The 19,982-nt window shown below is 27.1% G+C and carries 17 protein-coding genes and 1 other RNA gene; 12 read left to right on the forward strand and 6 right to left on the reverse strand.

Annotated elements, in window-relative coordinates; all coding sequences use genetic code 11:
* The first annotated feature begins 29 nt into the window (after positions 1–29).
* The gene (locus tag VP91_RS03695; protein WP_248289215.1) at positions 30–875 is read left to right on the forward strand and encodes an outer membrane protein assembly factor BamD; all 846 of its coding nucleotides are present in this window, start codon (positions 30–32) and stop codon (positions 873–875) included.
* Positions 876–2,906: an NAD-dependent DNA ligase LigA gene (gene ligA / locus VP91_RS03700; RefSeq protein WP_169036084.1), complete on the forward strand. Its 2,031-nt coding sequence runs from the start codon at positions 876–878 to the stop codon at positions 2,904–2,906.
* On the opposite strand, the gene VP91_RS03705 is transcribed toward ligA, so the two are convergent.
* Both VP91_RS03705 and VP91_RS03710 read right to left on the reverse strand, forming a co-directional pair.
* Positions 2,889–4,583, reverse strand: coding sequence for an aminopeptidase P family protein (locus tag VP91_RS03705; RefSeq protein WP_169036085.1), 1,695 nt, complete (start codon positions 4,581–4,583; stop codon positions 2,889–2,891). The genes ligA and VP91_RS03705 overlap by 18 nt on opposite strands.
* Positions 4,580–6,616, reverse strand: a complete 2,037-nt coding sequence (locus VP91_RS03710; protein WP_169036086.1) for an ATP-dependent helicase — start codon at positions 6,614–6,616, stop codon at positions 4,580–4,582. The genes VP91_RS03705 and VP91_RS03710 overlap by 4 nt, the downstream gene beginning before the upstream one ends.
* Before the next feature lie 33 nt (positions 6,617–6,649).
* Between VP91_RS03710 and VP91_RS03715 the strand changes: the two genes are divergently transcribed.
* Complete coding sequence (locus VP91_RS03715; protein WP_169036087.1) at positions 6,650–8,182, forward strand: hypothetical protein; 1,533 nt, start codon at positions 6,650–6,652, stop codon at positions 8,180–8,182.
* Here VP91_RS03715 and fumC read toward each other — a convergent pair.
* Positions 8,170–9,558: a class II fumarate hydratase gene (fumC, locus tag VP91_RS03720; protein ID WP_169036088.1), complete on the reverse strand. Its 1,389-nt coding sequence runs from the start codon at positions 9,556–9,558 to the stop codon at positions 8,170–8,172. The genes VP91_RS03715 and fumC overlap by 13 nt on opposite strands.
* A gap of 66 nt (positions 9,559–9,624) precedes the next feature.
* On the opposite strand from fumC, the gene VP91_RS03725 reads away from it, so the two are divergent.
* From VP91_RS03725 to VP91_RS06985, 4 genes are all read left to right on the forward strand, one after another.
* Entirely contained in the window at positions 9,625–9,999 is a 375-nt protein-coding gene (locus tag VP91_RS03725) for a nucleoside triphosphate pyrophosphohydrolase family protein (RefSeq protein ID WP_169036089.1), read from the forward strand.
* A 387-nt stretch (positions 10,000–10,386) separates the two neighbouring features.
* A complete protein-coding gene (locus VP91_RS03730; RefSeq protein WP_169036090.1) occupies positions 10,387–10,770 on the forward strand; it encodes an SxtJ family membrane protein in 384 nt (127 codons plus the stop codon).
* Positions 10,771–10,920 carry a DUF5989 family protein gene (locus VP91_RS06905; RefSeq protein WP_248289216.1) on the forward strand — a complete coding sequence of 50 codons (150 nt, stop codon included), beginning with the start codon at positions 10,771–10,773 and terminating at the stop codon, positions 10,918–10,920.
* Entirely contained in the window at positions 10,920–12,755 is a 1,836-nt protein-coding gene (locus VP91_RS06985) for a carbamoyltransferase N-terminal domain-containing protein (RefSeq protein ID WP_169036091.1), read from the forward strand. The genes VP91_RS06905 and VP91_RS06985 overlap by 1 nt, the downstream gene beginning before the upstream one ends.
* A 155-nt stretch (positions 12,756–12,910) precedes the next feature.
* Here VP91_RS06985 and VP91_RS03740 read toward each other — a convergent pair whose 3' ends face one another.
* Both VP91_RS03740 and ssrA read right to left on the reverse strand, forming a co-directional pair.
* Positions 12,911–14,323, reverse strand: a complete 1,413-nt coding sequence (locus VP91_RS03740; RefSeq protein ID WP_169036092.1) for an SGNH/GDSL hydrolase family protein — start codon at positions 14,321–14,323, stop codon at positions 12,911–12,913.
* A 9-nt stretch (positions 14,324–14,332) separates the two neighbouring features.
* Positions 14,333–14,634: a transfer-messenger RNA gene (ssrA, locus tag VP91_RS03745) on the reverse strand.
* A 20-nt stretch (positions 14,635–14,654) separates the two neighbouring features.
* Here ssrA and VP91_RS03750 point away from each other — a divergent pair.
* The 3 genes from VP91_RS03750 to VP91_RS03760 are packed head-to-tail and all read left to right on the forward strand — an operon-like array spanning position 14,655 to position 17,110.
* A complete protein-coding gene (locus VP91_RS03750; RefSeq protein WP_169036093.1) occupies positions 14,655–15,353 on the forward strand; it encodes a class I SAM-dependent methyltransferase in 699 nt (232 codons plus the stop codon).
* Between the two features lie 35 nt (positions 15,354–15,388).
* On the forward strand, positions 15,389–16,336 hold the full coding sequence (thyX, locus tag VP91_RS03755) for an FAD-dependent thymidylate synthase (RefSeq protein WP_169036094.1): 948 nt from the start codon (positions 15,389–15,391) through the stop codon (positions 16,334–16,336).
* A gap of 24 nt (positions 16,337–16,360) precedes the next feature.
* The gene (locus VP91_RS03760; RefSeq protein ID WP_169036095.1) at positions 16,361–17,110 is read left to right on the forward strand and encodes a hypothetical protein; all 750 of its coding nucleotides are present in this window, start codon (positions 16,361–16,363) and stop codon (positions 17,108–17,110) included.
* Between the two features lie 21 nt (positions 17,111–17,131).
* Here the strand turns inward: VP91_RS03760 and VP91_RS03765 are convergent, their stop codons facing one another.
* Positions 17,132–17,956 (reverse strand): Mrp/NBP35 family ATP-binding protein, encoded by an 825-nt coding sequence (locus VP91_RS03765; RefSeq protein ID WP_169036096.1) that lies wholly within the window; start codon positions 17,954–17,956, stop codon positions 17,132–17,134.
* Between the two features lie 51 nt (positions 17,957–18,007).
* Here VP91_RS03765 and hflK point away from each other — a divergent pair, with 51 nt between their 5' ends.
* Both hflK and hflC read left to right on the forward strand, forming a co-directional pair.
* Positions 18,008–19,108, forward strand: coding sequence for an FtsH protease activity modulator HflK (gene hflK, locus VP91_RS03770; protein ID WP_169036097.1), 1,101 nt, complete (start codon positions 18,008–18,010; stop codon positions 19,106–19,108).
* Positions 19,108–19,974 (forward strand): protease modulator HflC, encoded by an 867-nt coding sequence (gene hflC, locus VP91_RS03775; RefSeq protein WP_169036098.1) that lies wholly within the window; start codon positions 19,108–19,110, stop codon positions 19,972–19,974. Before hflK ends, hflC begins: the two co-directional genes overlap by 1 nt.
* Positions 19,975–19,982: the final 8 nt, after the last annotated feature.

Consider the following 19,982-nt stretch of genomic DNA (forward strand, 5'->3'; position numbering starts at 1 on the left):
ATTTCCCTAAAAATCTGATAAGTAAAATTATGGGCTTAAAAAGTTTTATATTACTGTTGTTTATATTCTTATTAAATTCATGTGGTGAAAAGAAACAGAAGGTAAGTGTCATTGTAGAGAAAGATATAAGATTGCAAATGATTGAAGCTTATGGAAAAGGAAAAAAAGCTTTAAGAGAAGGTGACACTTTCTATGCAGCAAAAATGTTTAATGAAGCTGAATTACTTTATCCACAATCTGAATGGGCACCAAAAGCATCATTGATGGCTGCATATGCATATTATTCTCAATCTTACTACCCGGATGCAATTTTTGAATTAGAAAGGTTTATAAAAATCTATCCAACAAGCCCCAACAAAGACTATGCTCATTTTATGTTAGCTCTTTGTTATTATGAAACAATTGTGGATGAAAAAAAAGATCTTGGACCACTAACTAAGGCGAAAGAAAAATTTGAATTCATAATAGAAAATTATCCAGATACTGACTTTGCTCTTGACTCAAAATTTAAAATTGATTTAGTTTATGATATTTTAGCAGCAAAAGAAATGTATATAGGAAAGCATTATTTAAAAGATAGAAAATGGATAGCTGCAATAAATAGATTTAAATATGTTATAGAAAATTATGAAAGAACAGCACATGTAGAAGAGGCATTATATAGATTGGTGGAGGTAAATTATAAAATTGGCTTGGTAGAAGAATCGAAAAGATATGCAAGCATATTAGGATATAATTATAAGTCTAGCGAATGGTATGACCAATCTTACAGAATTTTGAATCCAAAATATGTTTCTAAATTAGAAAAAATTAAAAAGGAAAAAAAAAGAAGTCAGAATTTTTTCATAAGAAAAATTAAAGATATACTTGAGTAAATGTCTATTAAAGAAATAAAAATCGAGTATTTCAAAAAGATTAAACTACTTCAAAAACACAATAAATATTATTATGATAAAAATAATCCCATCGTACCTGATCAAGAATTTGATTTACTAAAAAAAGATATAATAAATTTAGAAAATAAACATAAATTTTTAAAAAGTGAATATTCTCCAACTAAAATTGTAGGATACAAATCATCAAAAATTTTTCAAAAAGTAAAACATAAAGTTCCAATGTTATCACTTGGAAATGTTTTTGATGAAGATGACTTAAAAAATTTCGAAAAAAAAATAATTAAATTTTTAAGTTTAAAAGATACTAATTCTATTGAGTACAGTGCAGAACCAAAAATAGACGGAATATCAGCATCATTAATTTATCTCAATGGAAAATTTGTTAAAGGACTTTCTAGAGGTGATGGAGAAGAAGGTGAGGATATCACTCAAAATTTGAAAACTATTAAGGATATACCATCGGAGATTACTAAAATTAATTTTCCCAAAGAAATAGATATTAGGGGAGAAGTTTTTATAGAAAATAATGATTTTAAAAAAATTAGTAAAAAATTTGCAAATCCCAGAAATGCAGCCTCTGGATCATTGAGACAGAAAAATTCATTAATAACTGCCAAAATACCACTTAAGTTTATTGCATACACATATGGTTATGAAAAAAATATGAATATTGATGATCAAACAAGTTTTTTAGAAAAATTAAAGTCTTGGGGATTTAAAACAAACCAATTTAATAGAAAGATTACAGGTATTAAAAATTTAATAAATAACCATAAAGAATTAGAAGAAAATAGAAAAGAGTTAGCTTTTGATATAGACGGTGTTGTCTACAAAGTTAATAATTTTAATTTACAAAAAAGATTAGGTTTTGCAGCTAATGCACCAAGGTGGGCAATAGCACACAAATTTTCGGCCAACAAGTCAATCTCTGAAATAATAAATATTGAAATTCAGATAGGCAGAACAGGAGCACTCACACCTGTCGCAAAAATTAAACCAGTCAATATTGGTGGCGTAATAGTTTCAAATGCAACACTTCATAATGAGGATGAAATTGTTAGAAAAGACATTAGAATTGGAGATATAGTTACAGTTGAAAGAGCAGGAGATGTAATTCCTCATGTAGTTTCAGTGGACCTAAAAAAAAGAAAAAAAAATTCTAAAGAGTTTATTTTTCCTCAAAAGTGCCCATCTTGTGGAAGTAAAACAATCAAAGATTACAACGAAATAACTAAAAAAAAAGATGCAGTAAGAAGGTGTGCCAGTGAGGGCTATGAGTGTGAAAAAATTGCGATAGAAAAAATTAAACACTTTGTATCAAAAGATGCCTTTGATATAGAAGGTTTTGGAAAAAAAATTGTTGAAAATTTTTGGATATTAAAACTAGTTAAACTTCCACAAGATATTTTTAAACTTGATTATAATAAAATAGAACATCTTGAAGGTTGGGGAAGATTGTCAGTTGATAATTTAAAATTTTCAATAAATAAAAAAAAAATTATTTCTCTTGAGCGATTTATTTACTCATTAGGAATAAGACATATAGGTTTTGAGAATGCAAAGCTTATAGCAAGACATTTAAAAAAAGCTTCAAATTTTTTTAAACTTTCAATAGAAGCAGATATTGAAAATTTATCTAATATTGATGGAATTGGGACAACACAAATTAAGTCTATCAAAAAATTTTTTTTAAATAAAACTAATTTAAAAGTTTTATCTGAACTAGAGAAATGTCTTGATATAAAAAATGAAGTATTAGTAGACAATGAAGGTTTGTTAAAAAATAAAACTTTTATGTTAACTGGAAAGTTAAGTGGAATTAGTAGAGCAGAAGCTAAATCAATAATTGAGATAAATTCAGGAAAAATAATTAGTAATGTTAGTAAAAAACTTGATTATTTAATTTGTGGAGAAAAACCAACTCTAAAAAAAATGAATTTAGCTAAGGATTTAAATATAAAAGTTATAGATCAAGCAGAATGGTTAAAATTATTAAATAAGAGTAGCTAGCCATTTTCTCTCTTTTTTATTTAGTAAATCTGAAAATTCAGAATAAATATTTAAATGATATCTGAATAAGTAATTTTTTTCTTTTTCATTTAGCATATTGTAATTAATTAAATCTCTCTCTATTGGTGCTACGGTAAGATTATTAAAAAATAATTTATTTTTGAATTTTTCTACATACACTAAATTTTCTATTCTTATCCCAAAATGATTTTTTTTGTAATAACCAGGCTCATTACTTAAAATCATACCTTTTTGAATTTTTATATTATTATTTTTTGAAATTGACTGAGGACCTTCGTGCACATTCAAAAAGAAACCAACACCATGTCCAGTTCCATGTGCATAATCTAAACCTCTTTTTTTCAAGTATTTTCTAGCTCTGAGGTCTATTTTTTTACCAGTATTATCTTTATTCAAATCAGTAAGAGCTACAGCAATATGACCCTTTAAGACATTGGTATAAATATTTTTTATTGATGGTTTTTGGTCTGAGAAACAAATAGTTCTTGTGACATCTGTAGTTCCGTAATTATATTGTCCACCTGAATCAACTAATAAAATATCTTTTTTATTAATTTTTTTTGTAGTTTTATTTGTTGCTCTATAATGAACTATGGCTCCATTCGAACCAGTACCAGCTATAGTATTAAAACTTGGAAATAAATACTTTTTATTTAATTTTCTAAATTTTTCTAATTTATTCTGTGCTTCAACCTCAGTTATTTTTTTTTTATTTACATATTTTATCCAATAGATAAATTTTGTTAGCGCTAATCCATCTTTTTTATGTGCTTCAATCATATGATTTATTTCATGTGAGTTTTTGATTGATTTTAGTTTATAAATTGGGTCATCTTTTTTTAAAATTTTAAATTTTGACTTAATTATATTTTCATAAAAAATTGAACACGACTTATTATCAATTATAAATTTTTTTCCTTTTAATTTATAAATTAAGTTTGGAAGATTTTTAATATCAATAATATTCCCTTTATCTATAATTTTTTCTTTTATAATTTTTTTTAGATTATTTTTTTTTGCAATCAAAAATATTTTTTTATTTTTATTTATAATTAATCTAGCATTTGGTATTGGACTATTCGGATTATCGTATCCTCTTATATTCAAAAGCCACGCTACATTTTCTGGGGCACTAACAAATAAATAATCAGCTTTATTTAATTTTAGATAATTTTTTATTTTTAAAATTTTAGAATTAAATAATTCACCTACTATATTTTTCTTTAATGAATAAAATGGTTTAGTTGTCTTTTCTTTAAATTCAATAATTTGATCAATTAAATTATTATCAATTGGAATAAGATTATTATTTAAAAAATAATTGTTTAGATTTTTTGATGTAAATATCCTTGGATCATAGCCAAGATTAAGATTTTTAATAATAGTGTGGGGCAGCTTTTTATGAATTTGAATTATATTAAAATTTTTGGCTGACTCTTTTTCTGCTTGTAAAGTGTATCTTCCATCAACAAATAAATAATTTTTTTTTTTAAGAATAATAGCAATACCAGCAGAGCCTGAAAAATTACTGATATTTTTTAATCTATCATTTTCTGGATATTCAGAAAAATATTCATCATTTTTAGGAATTATGTAACCATCAATTTTGTATTTTTTAAATTTTTCTTTTAATTTTTTTATTTTCTTATTAATCATTTGATTCTTTTTTGGTATCTCATCCAGCCTGGACTTCTTTTTTCTTCATCAATTTCAAAGTCTTGATTGAATTCAAAGTCATCATCATCACTTTTTGTATCATCAAAAAATGAATTTTTTTCTAAATATTTTTCTGGTAACTCATCAATAAATCTTGAGGCCATACTGTCAATCCAATTACCTTGATAAAATCTATTCATTGAAAAAGATATTAGTGCTTTATTTTTGGCTCTAGTTATGCCGACATATGCTAACCTCCTTTCTTCTTCAAGACCATTTTGTCCTTTTTCTTCTATAGATTTTTGGTGTGGAAATAGACCCTCTTCCCATCCAGGTAAAAACACCACATCAAACTCAAGACCTTTTGAACCATGCATTGTCATCATATTAATTTTTTCTCCTTCCCAGTCTTGATCTATTGAAGTTGCTAATGCTACATGCTCTAAAAAAGCTTCTAAACTATCAAACTCTTTCATAGCACTTAAAAGTTCTTTAATGTTTTCTAATCTATTTTCGTTTTCTATATCTTTTTTATTTTTAAGCATAGCTGAGTAACCAGATTCATCTAAAACTATTTGTAAAAGTTTAACGTGGTTAATTTTCTTAGTATTAATATCATTTCTCCATTTATTTATTAAAAATAAAAAAGTACTCAAACTTATTTTTGTTTTTGGTTTAATTTGATTCTGTTCAATTAATTTTTTTGAAGAAATTTCTAAACTTACCGAGTTAATTTTTGAAAATTCGTGTATTAATTTTATAGTACTTTCTCCGATTGATCTTTTAGGATTGTTAACTATTCTTCCAAAAGCTAAATCATCTTTTGGTTGATGAATTAATCTTAAATAAGCAACACAGTCTTTAATTTCTGCTCTTTCATAAAATTTTGTTCCACCTAAAATTCTATAAGGTAATCCAATTTTTAAAAAACGCTCTTCAAATTCTCTTGTTTGAAATATTGCTCTAACTAAAATTGCTATATTATTAAATGAATATTTTTTTTTTAGTTTTTTTTCTATCTCGTCAGAAATTCCTATAGCTTCATCTTTTCCATTTTTGAAACAATTTAGTTTAACAAGCTCTCCTTCTTGCATTGTAGTTCTTAAGGTTTTGCCAACTCTATTTTGATTATTGGATATTAAACCAGATGCTATTGATAAAATATTTTGAGAGGACCGATAATTTTCCTCTAACCTTATAACTTTTGAATTTTTATAAACTTGATCAAATTCTAAAAAATTTTTTATTTCTGCACCCCGCCAACTATAAATAGATTGATCATCGTCTCCAACACAGCAAATATTTTTATGCTTTTCAGTTAATAAAAAAAGCCATCTACTTTGAATATAGTTTGTATCTTGATATTCATCCACCAATATATATTTGAAGTTATTTGAATATATTTCTCTTATATCTCGATTTTTCTCTAAAATTTTTACAACGTGTAAAATTAAGTCACCAAAATCACAGGCGTTTAAATCTAATAACTTTTGTTGATAAATTTTATAAAGAGGAAGTATAGTTTTTTCAAAAATATCATTTTTATTAATTATAACTTCGTTAGGATAAAAACCTTTATTCTTCCATCTATCAATAATTGATAAGATATATTTTGGAGCCAGCTGTTTAATATCAATATTTTCTCCTTTACATATATTTTTTATCAATCGAACCTGATCATCTGTATCAATAATTGTGAAGTTGGATGTCAATCCCACAGCAAGCGCGTGTTTTCTTAGTAGTTTTGCACAAATAGAATGAAAAGTGCCAAGCCATGTTAAGCCTGTTGCTCCAGAATTAAGTATCGTACTTACTCTATTTTGCATTTCTTTTGCTGCTTTATTAGTGAAGGTGACAGAGAGTATTTGATTGGGGAATGCCTTTTTTTCATTTATGATATGTGCAATTCTAGAGGTTAACACTTTAGTTTTTCCTGAGCCAGCTCCAGCTACAATTAATAGTGGACCATTAAGAGATAAAACAGCTTCTTTTTGGGCTTTATTCAGGTTATCTAAATATTCTGAGTTTATCATTTTAAAATTTTAACTATAAACTTATCAAATTTTATGAAAAATATTAAATTTATTTACAAAAGACTTGTTAAATACTTTAACTCCTTTATCAACAAAATTTTATTAAAATACCTTACTAAAAAAAAAAAAACTTTTTTAAATAAGGAAAAAATTAAAATTAGTAATTATAATAAGGCTTTCATAACGATAATTTGCTTATTATTTATTTATTTATTTTATCTAATAATTCCTGTTTCCTATGATAAAGTCTGGGTTCAAAAAAATTTAGAAAAAATATTACTGGAAGAATTTGGAGTTAATTTTAGTGTCTCTTCAGAAATTACATACGAAATATTACCATCTCCACATTATAATGTTAAGAATGCAAATATTTTAGATAATAATCCTAAAGAAATACAAAAATTATCAGAAATAAAGATATTAAAAGTTTTTGTATCTCAAAAAAATTTTTTTAAAAAAGAAGAATTAAAAATAAATAAAGTTTTGATTAAAAACGCTAACTTTTATATCAATACAAATGATTTTGAATTTTTTAAAAATCTTGTTGATAAAAAATTTTCTACTAAAAAAATTAACATTAAAAAAAGTAGATTTTTCTTAAAAAATACTAATAATGAGATAATCACTATACTAAGTGCACCTAGGCTTTCCATGTTTTATGATGATCAAGAGCTTTCAAACTTATTAAATCTAAAAGGTGAAATTTTTAATATGCCCTTTAAATTAAAGTTAAATAAAGATTTTACAAAACTAAATCATTATAAATGGATTATTAAATCTAATAAAACTAAATTAAATATTTTAAATGAGTCAAATAAAAATTCTAATAATATTACCTTGGGATCAAATACAACTTCTATCCTTAATTCTACATTTGTTACGAATTATAAATATGATAAAAACTTAACTTCATTCAAATCATCAAAATCTAAGTTAGCAAATTTTAGTTTTGATTATGATGGTGAATTATCCACAAATCCTTTTGACCTTGTTTTAAATATAAATTTAGATAAATTTAAGATTTACAATTTAATAAATCCTAATTCTATTTTTATAGAAATTTTGAAAAATAAAATTTTATTCAATGAAAACATTAGTGCAAAGATTTCAATCAATCAAAAAAATCAAAAAAGTAATTCTTTTTTTAATTTGTCTAAAATAATTTTAAATATTAATAATGGACAAATTAATTTTGATCAAACAAATCTTGTTAATAAGAAAATTGGATCTCTAAAAGTAAATAGAAGTAATTTGTTTTTTGAAAAGAATGCTTTATTGCTAAATAGCAATGTTACTTTTGAGGTAAAAAACTTAAAAAAACTTTATTTCTTTTTTCAAACACCAAAAAAACATAGAATAGAATTCTCTAATATGCGCATTAATTTTGATTACAATCTTTTGACTGAAAAAGTGACTATAAATAATATTAAATTTGATGAAATAAATCCTAGCAAAAGATTAGACGACGTAATATCTGCTTTTAATATCCAGGAGATGAATAATATAAAAAATTTAATTAGAAATAAAAATTTATTTAATAGAATTATAAGTGCCTATTCAGGATAAATCATTTTTCTTGGATCTACTATTCGTTTGTAATCTTTTTCTTTAATGAGTCCTGTTTTAAGAGTTTCATGTTTCAATGTAGTTCCATTTTTTAAAGCTATTTTTGCTATTTTAGCTGCAGTATCATATCCAATATGAGGGGCTAGAGCTGTAACTAGCATTAAAGAATTATCCAAATGTTCTTTAATTTTTTTTTTGTTAGCTTTAATTCCTTTAACACAATATTGAGCAAAGTTTTTAGTACTATCGGCAATTAAGTCTATTGATTGAAGGATGTTATGAGCAATCATTGGTTTAAATACATTAAGCTCAAAGTGTCCATGGGAACCAGCAACTGTAATTCCGGTATGATTGCCTATCACTTTAACACAAACCATTGTTACTGCTTCACATTGAGTAGGATTAACTTTTCCAGGCATAATAGACGAACCAGGTTCGTTTTCAGGAAGTGTTAACTCACCATATCCTGCTCTAGGCCCTGAACCTAAAAATCTTATATCATTTGATATTTTCATTAATGATACAGCACATGTATTTAATGTTCCTGAAAAGTTTACAATTGAGTCATGGGCTGCTAATTCTGCAAACTTATTATTAGCTGGTTTAAAAGGAATTTTGGTATACTTGGCAATTTCTTTAATAATCTTTTTATCAAATCCTTTTTTTGAATTAATTCCAGTTCCAACTGCAGTACCACCTTGTGCAAGAAAATATATTTCTTTAAGCGCAATCTCTATTCTTTTAATGCACTGTCTTAATTGAGCGTGATATCCAGAGAATTCTTGACCAAGAGATAATGGTGTTGCATCTTGTAAATGAGTTCTTCCAATTTTAATAATATTTTTAAATTCTTTAGATTTTTTAGCCAATTCCTTTTCTAAAATTTTTAAATTTGGTAATAATTTAGATATTGTTTCTTGAGCTACAGATATATGCATAGCTGTTGGAAAAACATCATTTGTAGATTGTGATTTATTTACATGATCGTTTGGATGGACAGGTTTTTTTGAACCTTTTTTCCCACCCATAATTTCTATTGCCCTATTAGCAACTACTTCATTAACATTCATATTAGTTTGAGTACCAGAGCCTGTTTGCCATACTTTTAAAGGAAAATTTTCATCTAGTTTACCTTTGATTATTTCTTCTGACGCTTTTATTATAGAATTTGTAATTTTTTTTTCAATCTGCTTTTCTTTAAAATGAACTATTGCAGCAGATCTTTTAATAATTGCTATAGATTTTATTATTGAAATATTTACTAAAATTTTACCAATATTAAAAAATTTATTAGATCTCTGAGTAGATGCGCCCCAATATTTATCATCTGGTACGTTTACACTTCCTATACTGTCAAATTCTTTTCTTAATTTCATTGATTATTTCTAAATTAACAATTTAATATACTTATACATTAAATTTTAAAAACTTACAGGAGCTAAATGTCTAATTTTAATAAAGTAAGAACTTTCATGGAAACCTTTGGACAAGAGGTCAAAACTAAACCTTCTTTTAGTAATGAAAAAACCAATAAACTTAGATATGATTTAATTAAAGAAGAATTAAATGAGTTAAGTGAAGCAATGAAAAATAAAGATCTTTTAGAGGTAGCAGATGCTCTGACAGATATATTATATGTAACTTATGGTGCCGGACATGCTTTTGGAATTGATCTTGATAAGTGTTTTGAGGAGGTTCAAAATTCTAATATGAGTAAGTTAGATGAAGATGGTAAACCAATCTATAATGAGTCTGGAAAAGTTATGAAGGGACCAAAATATTTTAAACCCAACTTAAATAAGTTTGTGAATGATTAGGGGTGTTCTGTTGCCAGATGCCGTTAACTGCTTAAAGTTATACAACAATTCTAGATCATAAAAAATGTTAATTTCTTTGATAGGTGAGTCCAATTTGCGACCAGAATATCGTATGTTATTTTTAATGAAAAAATTTTTGTTAATAGTTCTCACATTTTTTATGATGGCTGCTTGTGATCAATCGAAACAAGATTTCGAGAATTATTGAAAACTATTATTAATTTTATTAATTATTTTGTTTTGGAGTCACAGCATTTGCAAAAAAGTGATAAGATAATTTGATGAAAAGTGAAAAAATTAGTATAGATAGCTCTGGTTTTTCAAAAAATAGAATGAAATGAGCTTATAAAATCATTTGAACACATTGATAAAATTATGAATCAATTTATGAAAAAAGATATTCTTCCTTCAAATAGAAATTTTGGAATAGTATTTACAATTGTATTTCTTATTATTTCATTTTGGCCATTATTAAAAAATGGAGATATAAGATATTGGTCTTTAATAATTTCATTAATTTTTTTTGTTTTAGCTTTAATAAATTCAAAAATATTAACACCTTTAAACAAAGTATGGATGAAATTTGGTTTAATTCTAGGAAAAATTGTTTCTCCATTAGTAATGGGACTTATATTTTTTTTCGTCGTTACTCCTACGGGGATTATTATGCGCCTTTTAGGAAAAGATCTTTTAAATTTAAAAAAAAAGAGTGCAAGCACATACTGGATAAAAAAAGAAAATAAAAATAATAATATGAAAAACCAATTTTAAATGAGTTTTTTAAAAGAATTTTGTGAATTTTTGAAAGTTAGAAAAAAATATTGGCTGCTTCCAATAATATTTGTTTTGGTGTTGTTTGGGGGTTTAATTATTTTAAGCCAAGGTTCAGCTATAGCTCCATTTATTTATACAATATTTTAGTGACTAGTATATTAGGAATTTCTGCTTTTTATCATGATAGTGCCGCATCAATAATAAATAATGGAAAAATAATATCTGCTGCGCAAGAAGAGAGATTTACTAGAATAAAACACGATTCTAAATATCCACATAATGCAGTCAATTTTGTTTTAAAACATTCAAATCTTAAACTGTCAGAAGTCGATCACATAGTATTTTTTGAAAAACCATTTCTTAAATTTGAAAGATTGCTTGAAACATACGTAGCTTTTGCTCCCAAAGGTTTTTTACAATTTACAAAATCAATGCCAATTTGGCTTAAAGAAAAATTATTTCAAAAAAAATTACTTTTTAACCATTTAAAAGAACATGATAGTGATTTTAATAATGAAAATAAAATATGTTTTTCTGAACATCACTTAAGTCATGCAGCAAGTGCTTTTTTTCCATCACCATTTGAAGAAGCTGTTATTTTAACTGCCGATGGAGTAGGAGAATGGGCTACAACCACTGTAGCAGTTGGAAAGGGCAATCAATTAGAAATTAAAAAAGAGATCCATTTCCCTCATTCACTTGGACTTCTTTACTCTGCGTTTACTTATTACACGGGATTTAAAGTTAATAGTGGAGAATATAAACTTATGGGGTTAGCTCCATATGGCAACCCAATTTATGAGAATAAAATAAAAAAACTAATAGATATTAAAGATGATGGATCTTTTATGTTGGATCAAAATTATTTTAATTATTCAACAGGATTAACAATGACTAATACAAAATTTAACCATTTATTTGGCCAAAAACCTAGAGATCCTAAAAAAGATCAGTTGACCCAATTTCACATGGACATTGCAGCTTCAATTCAAAAAGTGACAGAGGAAGTAATGATTAAATTAGCGAAAGCTATTCGTAAAGAATATAATATTGTGAATTTATGCCTCGCTGGTGGTGTGGCTTTAAATTGTGTAGCTAATGGAAAAATTCTTAAGCAGAAAATTTTTGAAAATATTTGGATTCAGCCTGCGGCTGGAGACGCTGGTGGGTCATTGGGAGCTGCTTTAGCCTTATGGCATATTGAACAAGGAAATAAAAGAGAGGTTAACCAAGAAGATGATATGAATGGTTCCTATTTAGGATCTGAATTTTCTCAAGACGAAATTGAGAAAGAGTTAAATTCTATTGGAGCAAATTACCAAACTTTTGATTATGAAAATTTAATTAATGAGACTTCCGAACACTTGTCAAAGCAAAAAATTATTGGATGGTTTCAAGGAAGAATGGAATTTGGTCCAAGGGCCCTAGGAGGAAGGTCTATTTTAGGAGATCCAAGATCTGACAAAATGCAAAAAAACTTAAATTTAAAAATTAAATATCGAGAAAGTTTTAGACCATTTGCACCATCAGTTTTGAGGGAAGATTTATCCAACTGGTTTGATATGAATGTTGATAGTCCTTATATGCTGCTAGTCTCTGACATTAATCCAGCAAAAAAATTCGAAATGAATGATGAACAAAAAGAACTCTTTGGTATTGATAAACTAAATATTAAAAGATCAGAAATACCTGCTGTTACTCATGTTGATTATTCAGCAAGAATTCAAACAGTAAATAAAAAAACTAATAAACGTTATTACGATTTAATATCAAAATTTAAAGAAAAAACTAGTTGTCCTGTAATAGTTAATACTTCATTTAATGTAAGAGGTGAACCAATTGTAAATTCACCAACCGATGCATTTAATTGTTTTATGGGAACTGAACTAGATTATCTAGTTATCGGCAATTGTATTTTAGACAAAAATAAACAAGATCCTAATCTTAAAAAAGACTATACAAAAGAATTCGAATTAGATTAAGTAAATTGATTTAATTTTTTTGCAAAGTCTAAATAAATTTTTGAAATATTATGTTATGGTTTACTTTCAACAATAGGAGTTCCTAAATCCCCAAGCCTAATGACAAGGTTCACGAGAGTTCGAGTCTCTCTGATTGCATCATCTTTTTTATTATTTTATTTATTAATAATTCGGTCATTTAAAAGTCTACTTCTTATTGCCTCTCCAATAAGCTTGTAACCGGTTGAATTGTAATGGACGCCTATTTCAAATGGAAATAGAGACAGTGGGTTTGGGTGAGGTTTAAAAACATTTTTATGTATATCAATAATTGGAATATCTAAATTTTTAACAATTTTGAATATTTCATCAAGATTATGATATTTCTCTTTTTTTGAATATCTTTCTAAAGGAGGCAAATAAACAAAATACATCTTTCCACCCCATTCAGAAATATTTTGTTTACTCATTGACAGTATATTCTTAAATACAGGGGATATTTTTGGTCTTAACTCAAGAAGTTTTCTTGATTGAGATAATTTTATGAAATTTATTAATTTTTTATTAAAACTTTTATTAAAATTAAAAGATTTTTCTTCTTCAAAATTTTGAATTTTATCTTTTTCTGAGATAATAAATTCTTCTAATATTTCATCGATGTCTGATTGTTTGTCTCTTAAATTCTGAGAAAAATTTTTATCATAGTAATATCTTTTTAAAGTTGACGATTTCATTTCATTTTTAAGATCACTTAGGTCATTCATGTAAAAAAACCACAGGACAATTTTTGGTCTTAATGGTAGGGCATATTCTCTAAGTATTGCCATTTCTATAAGTGGTCCACTTCCACCCTTTCCTAAATTAATTACATTTAAATTAAAATTTCTTAATACAGCACTAATATCTTCATTTTTTTTTGACGCGTAACCTTCCACAAATGAGTCTCCAATCATTGCAATGATTTCTGTTTTGTCTTGGTAAATACTATCTGGGTTGTTAAAACCAAATCTATCAGTTTTAATAACTGTATAAATTCCTGTTTCGTTACTTAGAACTGATAAAGATTTTGCAATTGAACCTAAAGGATAAATTTTTTTGTTATTATGATAAAAACCATCAGTATCAGCAAAATGTAAAGGGTTTATATTTGGATATGCTTTGTAACCAGACTCAATTAAATCATCAATTACTTCTATTTTATCTCTATCATCATAGGGTTTGCCCGTTTGTTTTGCCAAGTCTTTAATATTTATTTTTAATCTATCTGTTTTTAAAAGATAACTTTTATTTAAAAAAATCAAAGAAACCTCTAAAGTATAAAAAGTAATACCTAAAGATAATAAAATTAAACTAATATTAATTTTGTTGTTATCACTAGTATATTTATAAGATGTAAATATAAATATTATTAATATTATGCTAAAAATTAGACTTATTGAGTAAAATTTTAAAGATACAAATTCTGGTGGATATAAAATTCTATTTATTGAGTATGAAAATAATATTAAAGAAAATAAAAAGCTTATAAAAAAAATTAATTTAGAAAATATTAATAATTTTTTTGTTATTTTTTTATTTTTTTTTTCCATTTTAAAAAAAGTAAGGGGCGTTCTGTTACCCGGTGCCCCGGACCGTGCTTCTATAATTAACCTAAGTTAATTATGCAGCAATAGCGTAACTTTCGTTAGCATTTAAAGTTTAGCCCGTTACGGTGGAACAATCCCGAACGAAAGAATAGCCTTTAGTCACCCGTCGATCCTGTTTCACCCCCATAAGTTGCAATGGTGGAGGTGGTGGGTACTGCCCCCACGTCCGTAATGGTTATTACGAAATTCGTTTATCGTCGTAGTTGGCAAGCCAACAAAACTAATATAGATCATATAAAATTATAATCAATTAATTATGTATATTTAGATTTTTATGTCAGAAAAGTTTAAAAAATTTACAGATAGAATAGAAAATCCAGAAATAAGAAAACTTTGGTATGAGTTTCCTGGCGTAAAGAAAAAATTTTTTGATTTTTTTTATGTAGAATTGATGAAATTTGAAAACCCAAAAATTTTAGAATTTGGAGTAAGACATGGTGTTTCTACTTCTTTATTTTTAGATGTCTGTGGTCAAAATAATGGCAATTTGTACTCAGTGGATGTTGAGGATTATTCATATCAATTTAAAAATGAAAAGTGGAAATTCATACAAAGCAAAGATGATAATTTTGCCAAAATTGAAGCAGAAATACCAAAAGAATTTGATGTTATTTTTTTAGATACCATCCATAAGTCAGAGCATGTGTCTAATATATTTTATTACTATTATAAAAAACTTAAAGTAGGTGGGTTATTTATTATTGATGACATAAGTTGGCTTTTGTACACTAAAAATAACAAGCATGATCATTTTTTTAAAGAAATTAATAATCATGAAACCTTTAAAAAAATTTTGAACATTTATAATTCTAATCAAGAAAAATTTGATATTCATTTTAACTTTTGTGATACTGGAGCTGTTAAAATTATTAAGAGAAAACATGATAAACTAAACGAATCAAAAATAATATATTCAAGAGAAAATACGCTTAAGAATTATTTAAGAAAATTGTATATAAAATTTAAAAAGTAATATAAAATTTAGTTCTAAAAGATTCTAATAAAATTATGAAATTAACTAAAGAACAATCACAAGAGATTAAAGATCAACAGTCTCAAAAAAATCAAACAAAAAGAGTTACCGCCCTAGGCCTTGAAAGTATTCTTTATGATGCAATACCAGCTTTAGACCATGGATTTGTAAGAGTGGTTGATTACATGGGTGATGATACATCTATAGTGCAATCGGCTAGAGTTTCTTATGGAAAAGGAACAAAACAAGTTTCTACAGATAGTGGTTTGATCAAATATTTAATGAGACACTGGCATAGCACTCCATTTGAAATGTGTGAAATAAAATACCATGTTAAACTTCCAATTTTCATCGCGCGGCAATGGATTAGACACAGAACAGCGAATGTAAATGAATACTCAGCAAGATATTCCATACTTGATAAAGAATTTTATTTACCGACAGCAGAAAATTTAGCCGCTCAATCTGCAAGCAACCGACAAGGCAGGGGTGATGTTGTTGATGGTGAACAAGCAAAAGAGGTTTTAGAACTTTTAAAAAATGATGCTGAGAGAACTTACGATAACTATGAATTAATGTTAAACGAAAGATTTGATGGAACTACTATTGATGAGAGCAAAAAAGGTTTAGCCAGAGAACTTGCAAGAATGAACTTAACTTTAAATACCTATACTCAGTGGTATTGGAAAACAGATTTATTAAATTTAATGAATTTTTTAAGACTTAGAGCGGATAGTCATGCACAATATGAAATAAGAGTGTATGCAGATATCATGTTAGATACTGTAAAGAAATGGGTTCCAATTACTTATGATGCATTTATGGACTATAGAGTTGGTGGCACAGAAATTTCAGCAAAGGGAAAATTAATTATTAAAAAATTAATTAGAGGTGAAAAAGTTTCTCTCGAAGACTCAGGCTTGTCAAAAAGAGAATGGAATGAATTGATGGAAGCTTTTGATCTCAAAAGTATGCTAATTTAATTATTCAAATAAACTATAAAAAAGTTGAAAAAAAAAGCTGCAATTTTAATCTCTGGAAATATTCGGCTTTTTGAAGAAAATAAAAAATTTTACCAAAAAATTTTTGAGAATTATGATTGTGATGTATTTGCATCTGTTTGGGACAATCAAGAAAACTATAGTAATTTTGTTGATATTTTTAAACCAAAATTAATTGAGACTAAAAAAGTAAAGAACTGGGAACATGAAATTGAAAAAATTAAATATGTTACAGGTGAAGAAGGAAGAAGTTATAATATAAAAAATTCTTTTAATATGTGGGACTCTATAAGGAGTTCTATTCAACTCTTTCAATCATATGATGAAATAGAAAAATATGATATTGTGTGCAGATATAGATCAGATTTAAAGTTATTAAATTTTCCAGATAATTATTTATTTAACCTGAAAAATAACCAGATCCTAGTTCCTGATTGCAACCATTATAGAGGTGTGAATGATCAAATTTTTTTTATGAAACCTCGGTCAATTTTAAAATTGATAGATTTAATTCCATATATAATAAAATTGACAGAAAAAGGTTCTGTTTTTCACCCAGAATATTTACTTTATAGATTTATAAATAGTCAAAACTTTAAAATTAATATTATTAAAAATTTTAATTATTTACAATTAGGCCCAAAAAAACATCATATGTATGAAATTAAACCTTCTAAAAAAGCACACATACCAATCAAAGATAAATTTTATATGAAAAAAATTAAGTATTTTTTTAGAATTAAAAGATATTTTTAAGTAATGGTATTTTATATTTAATTAAAGATAAGTTGATTTAATTTTTTTAGCAAAATCTAAATATATTTTAGAGACTTCATGATTAGGATTTGCCTCTACTATTGGCTTTCCATTATCTCCACATTTTCCAACTTCAGGGTTTATTGGGATTTCACCTAAAAACTCTTTACTAAATTCTTCAGCAGTTTTTTTAACTCCACCTTCACCAAATATTTTATATTTTTTTCCATCATCTCCAATAAAATAACTCATATTATCAACTAAACCTAAAATCTTAACTCCAAGCTTGTCAAACATTTTAATTCCTCTTTTAACATCTAGAAGAGCAACTTCTTGAGGAGTAGATACTATAATTGCCCCATCCATTTTAATTTCTTGAGAAAAAGTTAATTGAGTATCTCCAGTTCCTGGAGGCATATCAACAATTATAAAATCTAAATCTTTCCATGAAACTTTTTGTGTAAAAGTTTTAATAGCACTGGTAACCATAGGGCCTCGCCAAATCATTGGAGTTTGTTGGTCAGCAAGAAAACCAATTGACATACACTGAATATCATATTTTGTGATTGGAGTTAAAGTTTGACCATCACTTTTGGGTTTCTCATTTATATCAAACATTTTTGGAATTGATGGGCCATAGATATCAGCATCAAGCAAACCAACTTTACAGCCTATTTGTTTTAAAGCCAGTGCTAGATTTGTTGCAAAAGTAGATTTACCAACACCACCTTTGGCACTAGATATAGCTATTGTAAATTTTGTTCCTAAAATTGGGTTCTTTATGAATTTTTTGGGCTCCAATTTAGTTTTCATTGCGTCACTTAGTTCTGGCTTTTTATCTGTCATAACGTCATCATTACTTGTTTTTTACCTCAAAGACATTATATAGTTTGTCATATGCCAGATAATTTTCAAGGTAGAGGTGGAAGTCCCTGGGGAACACCTCCAGGAGGAGGAAATGGTTCAGGAAAAGGACCAACTCCACCAGATATTGATGCATTGATTAAAGACATTCAGAATAAAATAAATAAATTTTTGCCTGGTGGAAGTTCATCAGGAGGAAAACCGATAGGTTTAATTTTAATTATTATAGCATTTGTATGGCTTGCAAGTGGACTTTATAGAGTAGGACCAGATGAGCAAGGTGTTGTTCTTAGATTTGGGAAATTTATAAAAACTACTCAACCTGGATTACATTATCACATTCCACTGCCAATAGAGACAGTTCAGACACCAAAAGTTACAAAAGTAAATAGAATTGATATTGGGTTTAGATCAGAAAGAGACAGTGGTTTTTCTTCGGGAGGAGGTGTTGCAGATGTTCCTCAAGAAAGCTTAATGCTTACCGGTGATGAAAATATAGTTAATATAGACTTTTCAGTATTTTGGGTGATTAAAGATGCAGGTAAATTTTTATTTGAAATACAAGACCCAGAGGGCACAGTAAAAGCAGCAGCAGAGACTGCAATGAGAGAAGTTATTGCAAAAAGTGATATTCAGCCAATTTTAACTGAGGGAAGAGCAAAAATAGAAGTTGAAACTCAGGAAATTATCCAATCTATATTAGATGAATATAATAGTGGTATTCAAATTACACAAGTTCAAACACAAAAAGCAGATCCACCTGATCAAGTAATTGACGCTTTTAGAGATGTACAAGCTGCAAGAGCAGATATGGAAAGATCTAAAAATGAAGCTGAAGCATATGCTAACGATGTAATCCCAAGAGCAAGAGGTGAAGCGGCAAAAATCATGCAAGCAGCAGAAGCATACAAACAAAGAGTTGTTGCAGCATCAGAAGGTGAAGCTAGCAGATTTGTGTCAATTTTTAATGAATACGCAAAAGCCAAAAAGGTTACTAAAGACAGAATGTATTTAGAAACTATGGAAAAAGTTTTAGCTGATATAGATAAAGTAATTATTGATAAAAATGCAGGTTCAGGAGTAGTTCCTTATTTACCACTTCCTGAATTGGGAAAAAAGAAAGTGATAAACTAATGAAAGTAAAAAAAATTCTATTACCAGTAATTATTGCAATAGGGGCATTAGCCTTTTTCTCTGTATTTGTAGTTAAAGAAGTTAATCAAGCCATTGTATTACAATTTGGTGATCCTAAAAAAATTATATTAAAGCCAGGCTTGAATTTTAAAATACCTTTTATACAAAATGTTGTTTTTCTAGATAGTAGGATTTTAAATCTTGATACACCACCAGCAGAAGTTATTGCTTCTGACCAAAAAAGATTAATTGTAGATGCGTTTGCAAGATTTCAAATTATAGATCCTTTAAAATTTTATATTTCTGTTGGAAATGAGAGAGTTGCAAGATCAAGATTATCAACGATTATTAATTCAAGAATTAGGAATGTTTTGGGACAACAAGAATTACAAACATTACTTTCAAAAGATAGATCTAAACAAATGTCTTTAATTCAAGAAGGTGTAAATGCAGAAGCTCAAAAATTTGGAATTAAAATTGTAGATGTTAGAATTAAAAGAGCTGATTTACCTCAAGCTAATAGTGAAGCAATTTATAGAAGAATGCAAACTGAAAGAGAAAGAGAAGCTAAAGAATTCAGAGCAAGAGGTGCAGAAATGGCTGTAACAATTACTTCAACAGCAGATAAAGAAGTTTCAGTAATACTTGCTAATGCCAACAAAGATTCTGAAATTATGAAGGGTGAAGGAGATGGTGAAAGAAATGCAATTTTTGCAGATGCATTTGGAAGAGATCCTGAATTTTTTGCATTCTACAGAGCGATGCAAGCCTATGAAACTGCATTAATAGGTGGCGATACTTCACTAATTTTATCACCAGACAGTGAATTTTTTAGATTTTTTGGAAATACCAAACCCCAAAATTAAGTCTATTA

The sequence above is a fragment of the Candidatus Pelagibacter communis genome (assembly GCF_012932795.1).
Classification (GTDB): domain Bacteria; phylum Pseudomonadota; class Alphaproteobacteria; order Pelagibacterales; family Pelagibacteraceae; genus Pelagibacter; species Pelagibacter ubique_S.

Excerpts from the sequence above, each read along its gene's own strand:
- VP91_RS03695 (WP_248289215.1), top strand. The coding sequence starts at position 30 with ATGGGCTTAAAAAGTTTTATATTACTGTTGTTTATATTCTTATTAAAT.
- ligA (WP_169036084.1), top strand. The coding sequence starts at position 876 with ATGTCTATTAAAGAAATAAAAATCGAGTATTTCAAAAAGATTAAACTA.
- VP91_RS03705 (WP_169036085.1), bottom strand. The coding sequence starts at position 4,583 with ATGATTAATAAGAAAATAAAAAAATTAAAAGAAAAATTTAAAAAATAC.
- VP91_RS03710 (WP_169036086.1), bottom strand. The coding sequence starts at position 6,616 with ATGATAAACTCAGAATATTTAGATAACCTGAATAAAGCCCAAAAAGAA.
- VP91_RS03715 (WP_169036087.1), top strand. The coding sequence starts at position 6,650 with ATGAAAAATATTAAATTTATTTACAAAAGACTTGTTAAATACTTTAAC.
- fumC (WP_169036088.1), bottom strand. The coding sequence starts at position 9,558 with ATGAAATTAAGAAAAGAATTTGACAGTATAGGAAGTGTAAACGTACCA.
- VP91_RS03725 (WP_169036089.1), top strand. The coding sequence starts at position 9,625 with ATGTCTAATTTTAATAAAGTAAGAACTTTCATGGAAACCTTTGGACAA.
- VP91_RS03730 (WP_169036090.1), top strand. The coding sequence starts at position 10,387 with ATGAAAAAAGATATTCTTCCTTCAAATAGAAATTTTGGAATAGTATTT.
- VP91_RS06905 (WP_248289216.1), top strand. The coding sequence starts at position 10,771 with ATGAGTTTTTTAAAAGAATTTTGTGAATTTTTGAAAGTTAGAAAAAAA.
- VP91_RS03740 (WP_169036092.1), bottom strand. The coding sequence starts at position 14,323 with ATGGAAAAAAAAAATAAAAAAATAACAAAAAAATTATTAATATTTTCT.
- VP91_RS03750 (WP_169036093.1), top strand. The coding sequence starts at position 14,655 with ATGTCAGAAAAGTTTAAAAAATTTACAGATAGAATAGAAAATCCAGAA.
- thyX (WP_169036094.1), top strand. The coding sequence starts at position 15,389 with ATGAAATTAACTAAAGAACAATCACAAGAGATTAAAGATCAACAGTCT.
- VP91_RS03765 (WP_169036096.1), bottom strand. The coding sequence starts at position 17,956 with ATGACAGATAAAAAGCCAGAACTAAGTGACGCAATGAAAACTAAATTG.
- hflK (WP_169036097.1), top strand. The coding sequence starts at position 18,008 with ATGCCAGATAATTTTCAAGGTAGAGGTGGAAGTCCCTGGGGAACACCT.
- hflC (WP_169036098.1), top strand. The coding sequence starts at position 19,108 with ATGAAAGTAAAAAAAATTCTATTACCAGTAATTATTGCAATAGGGGCA.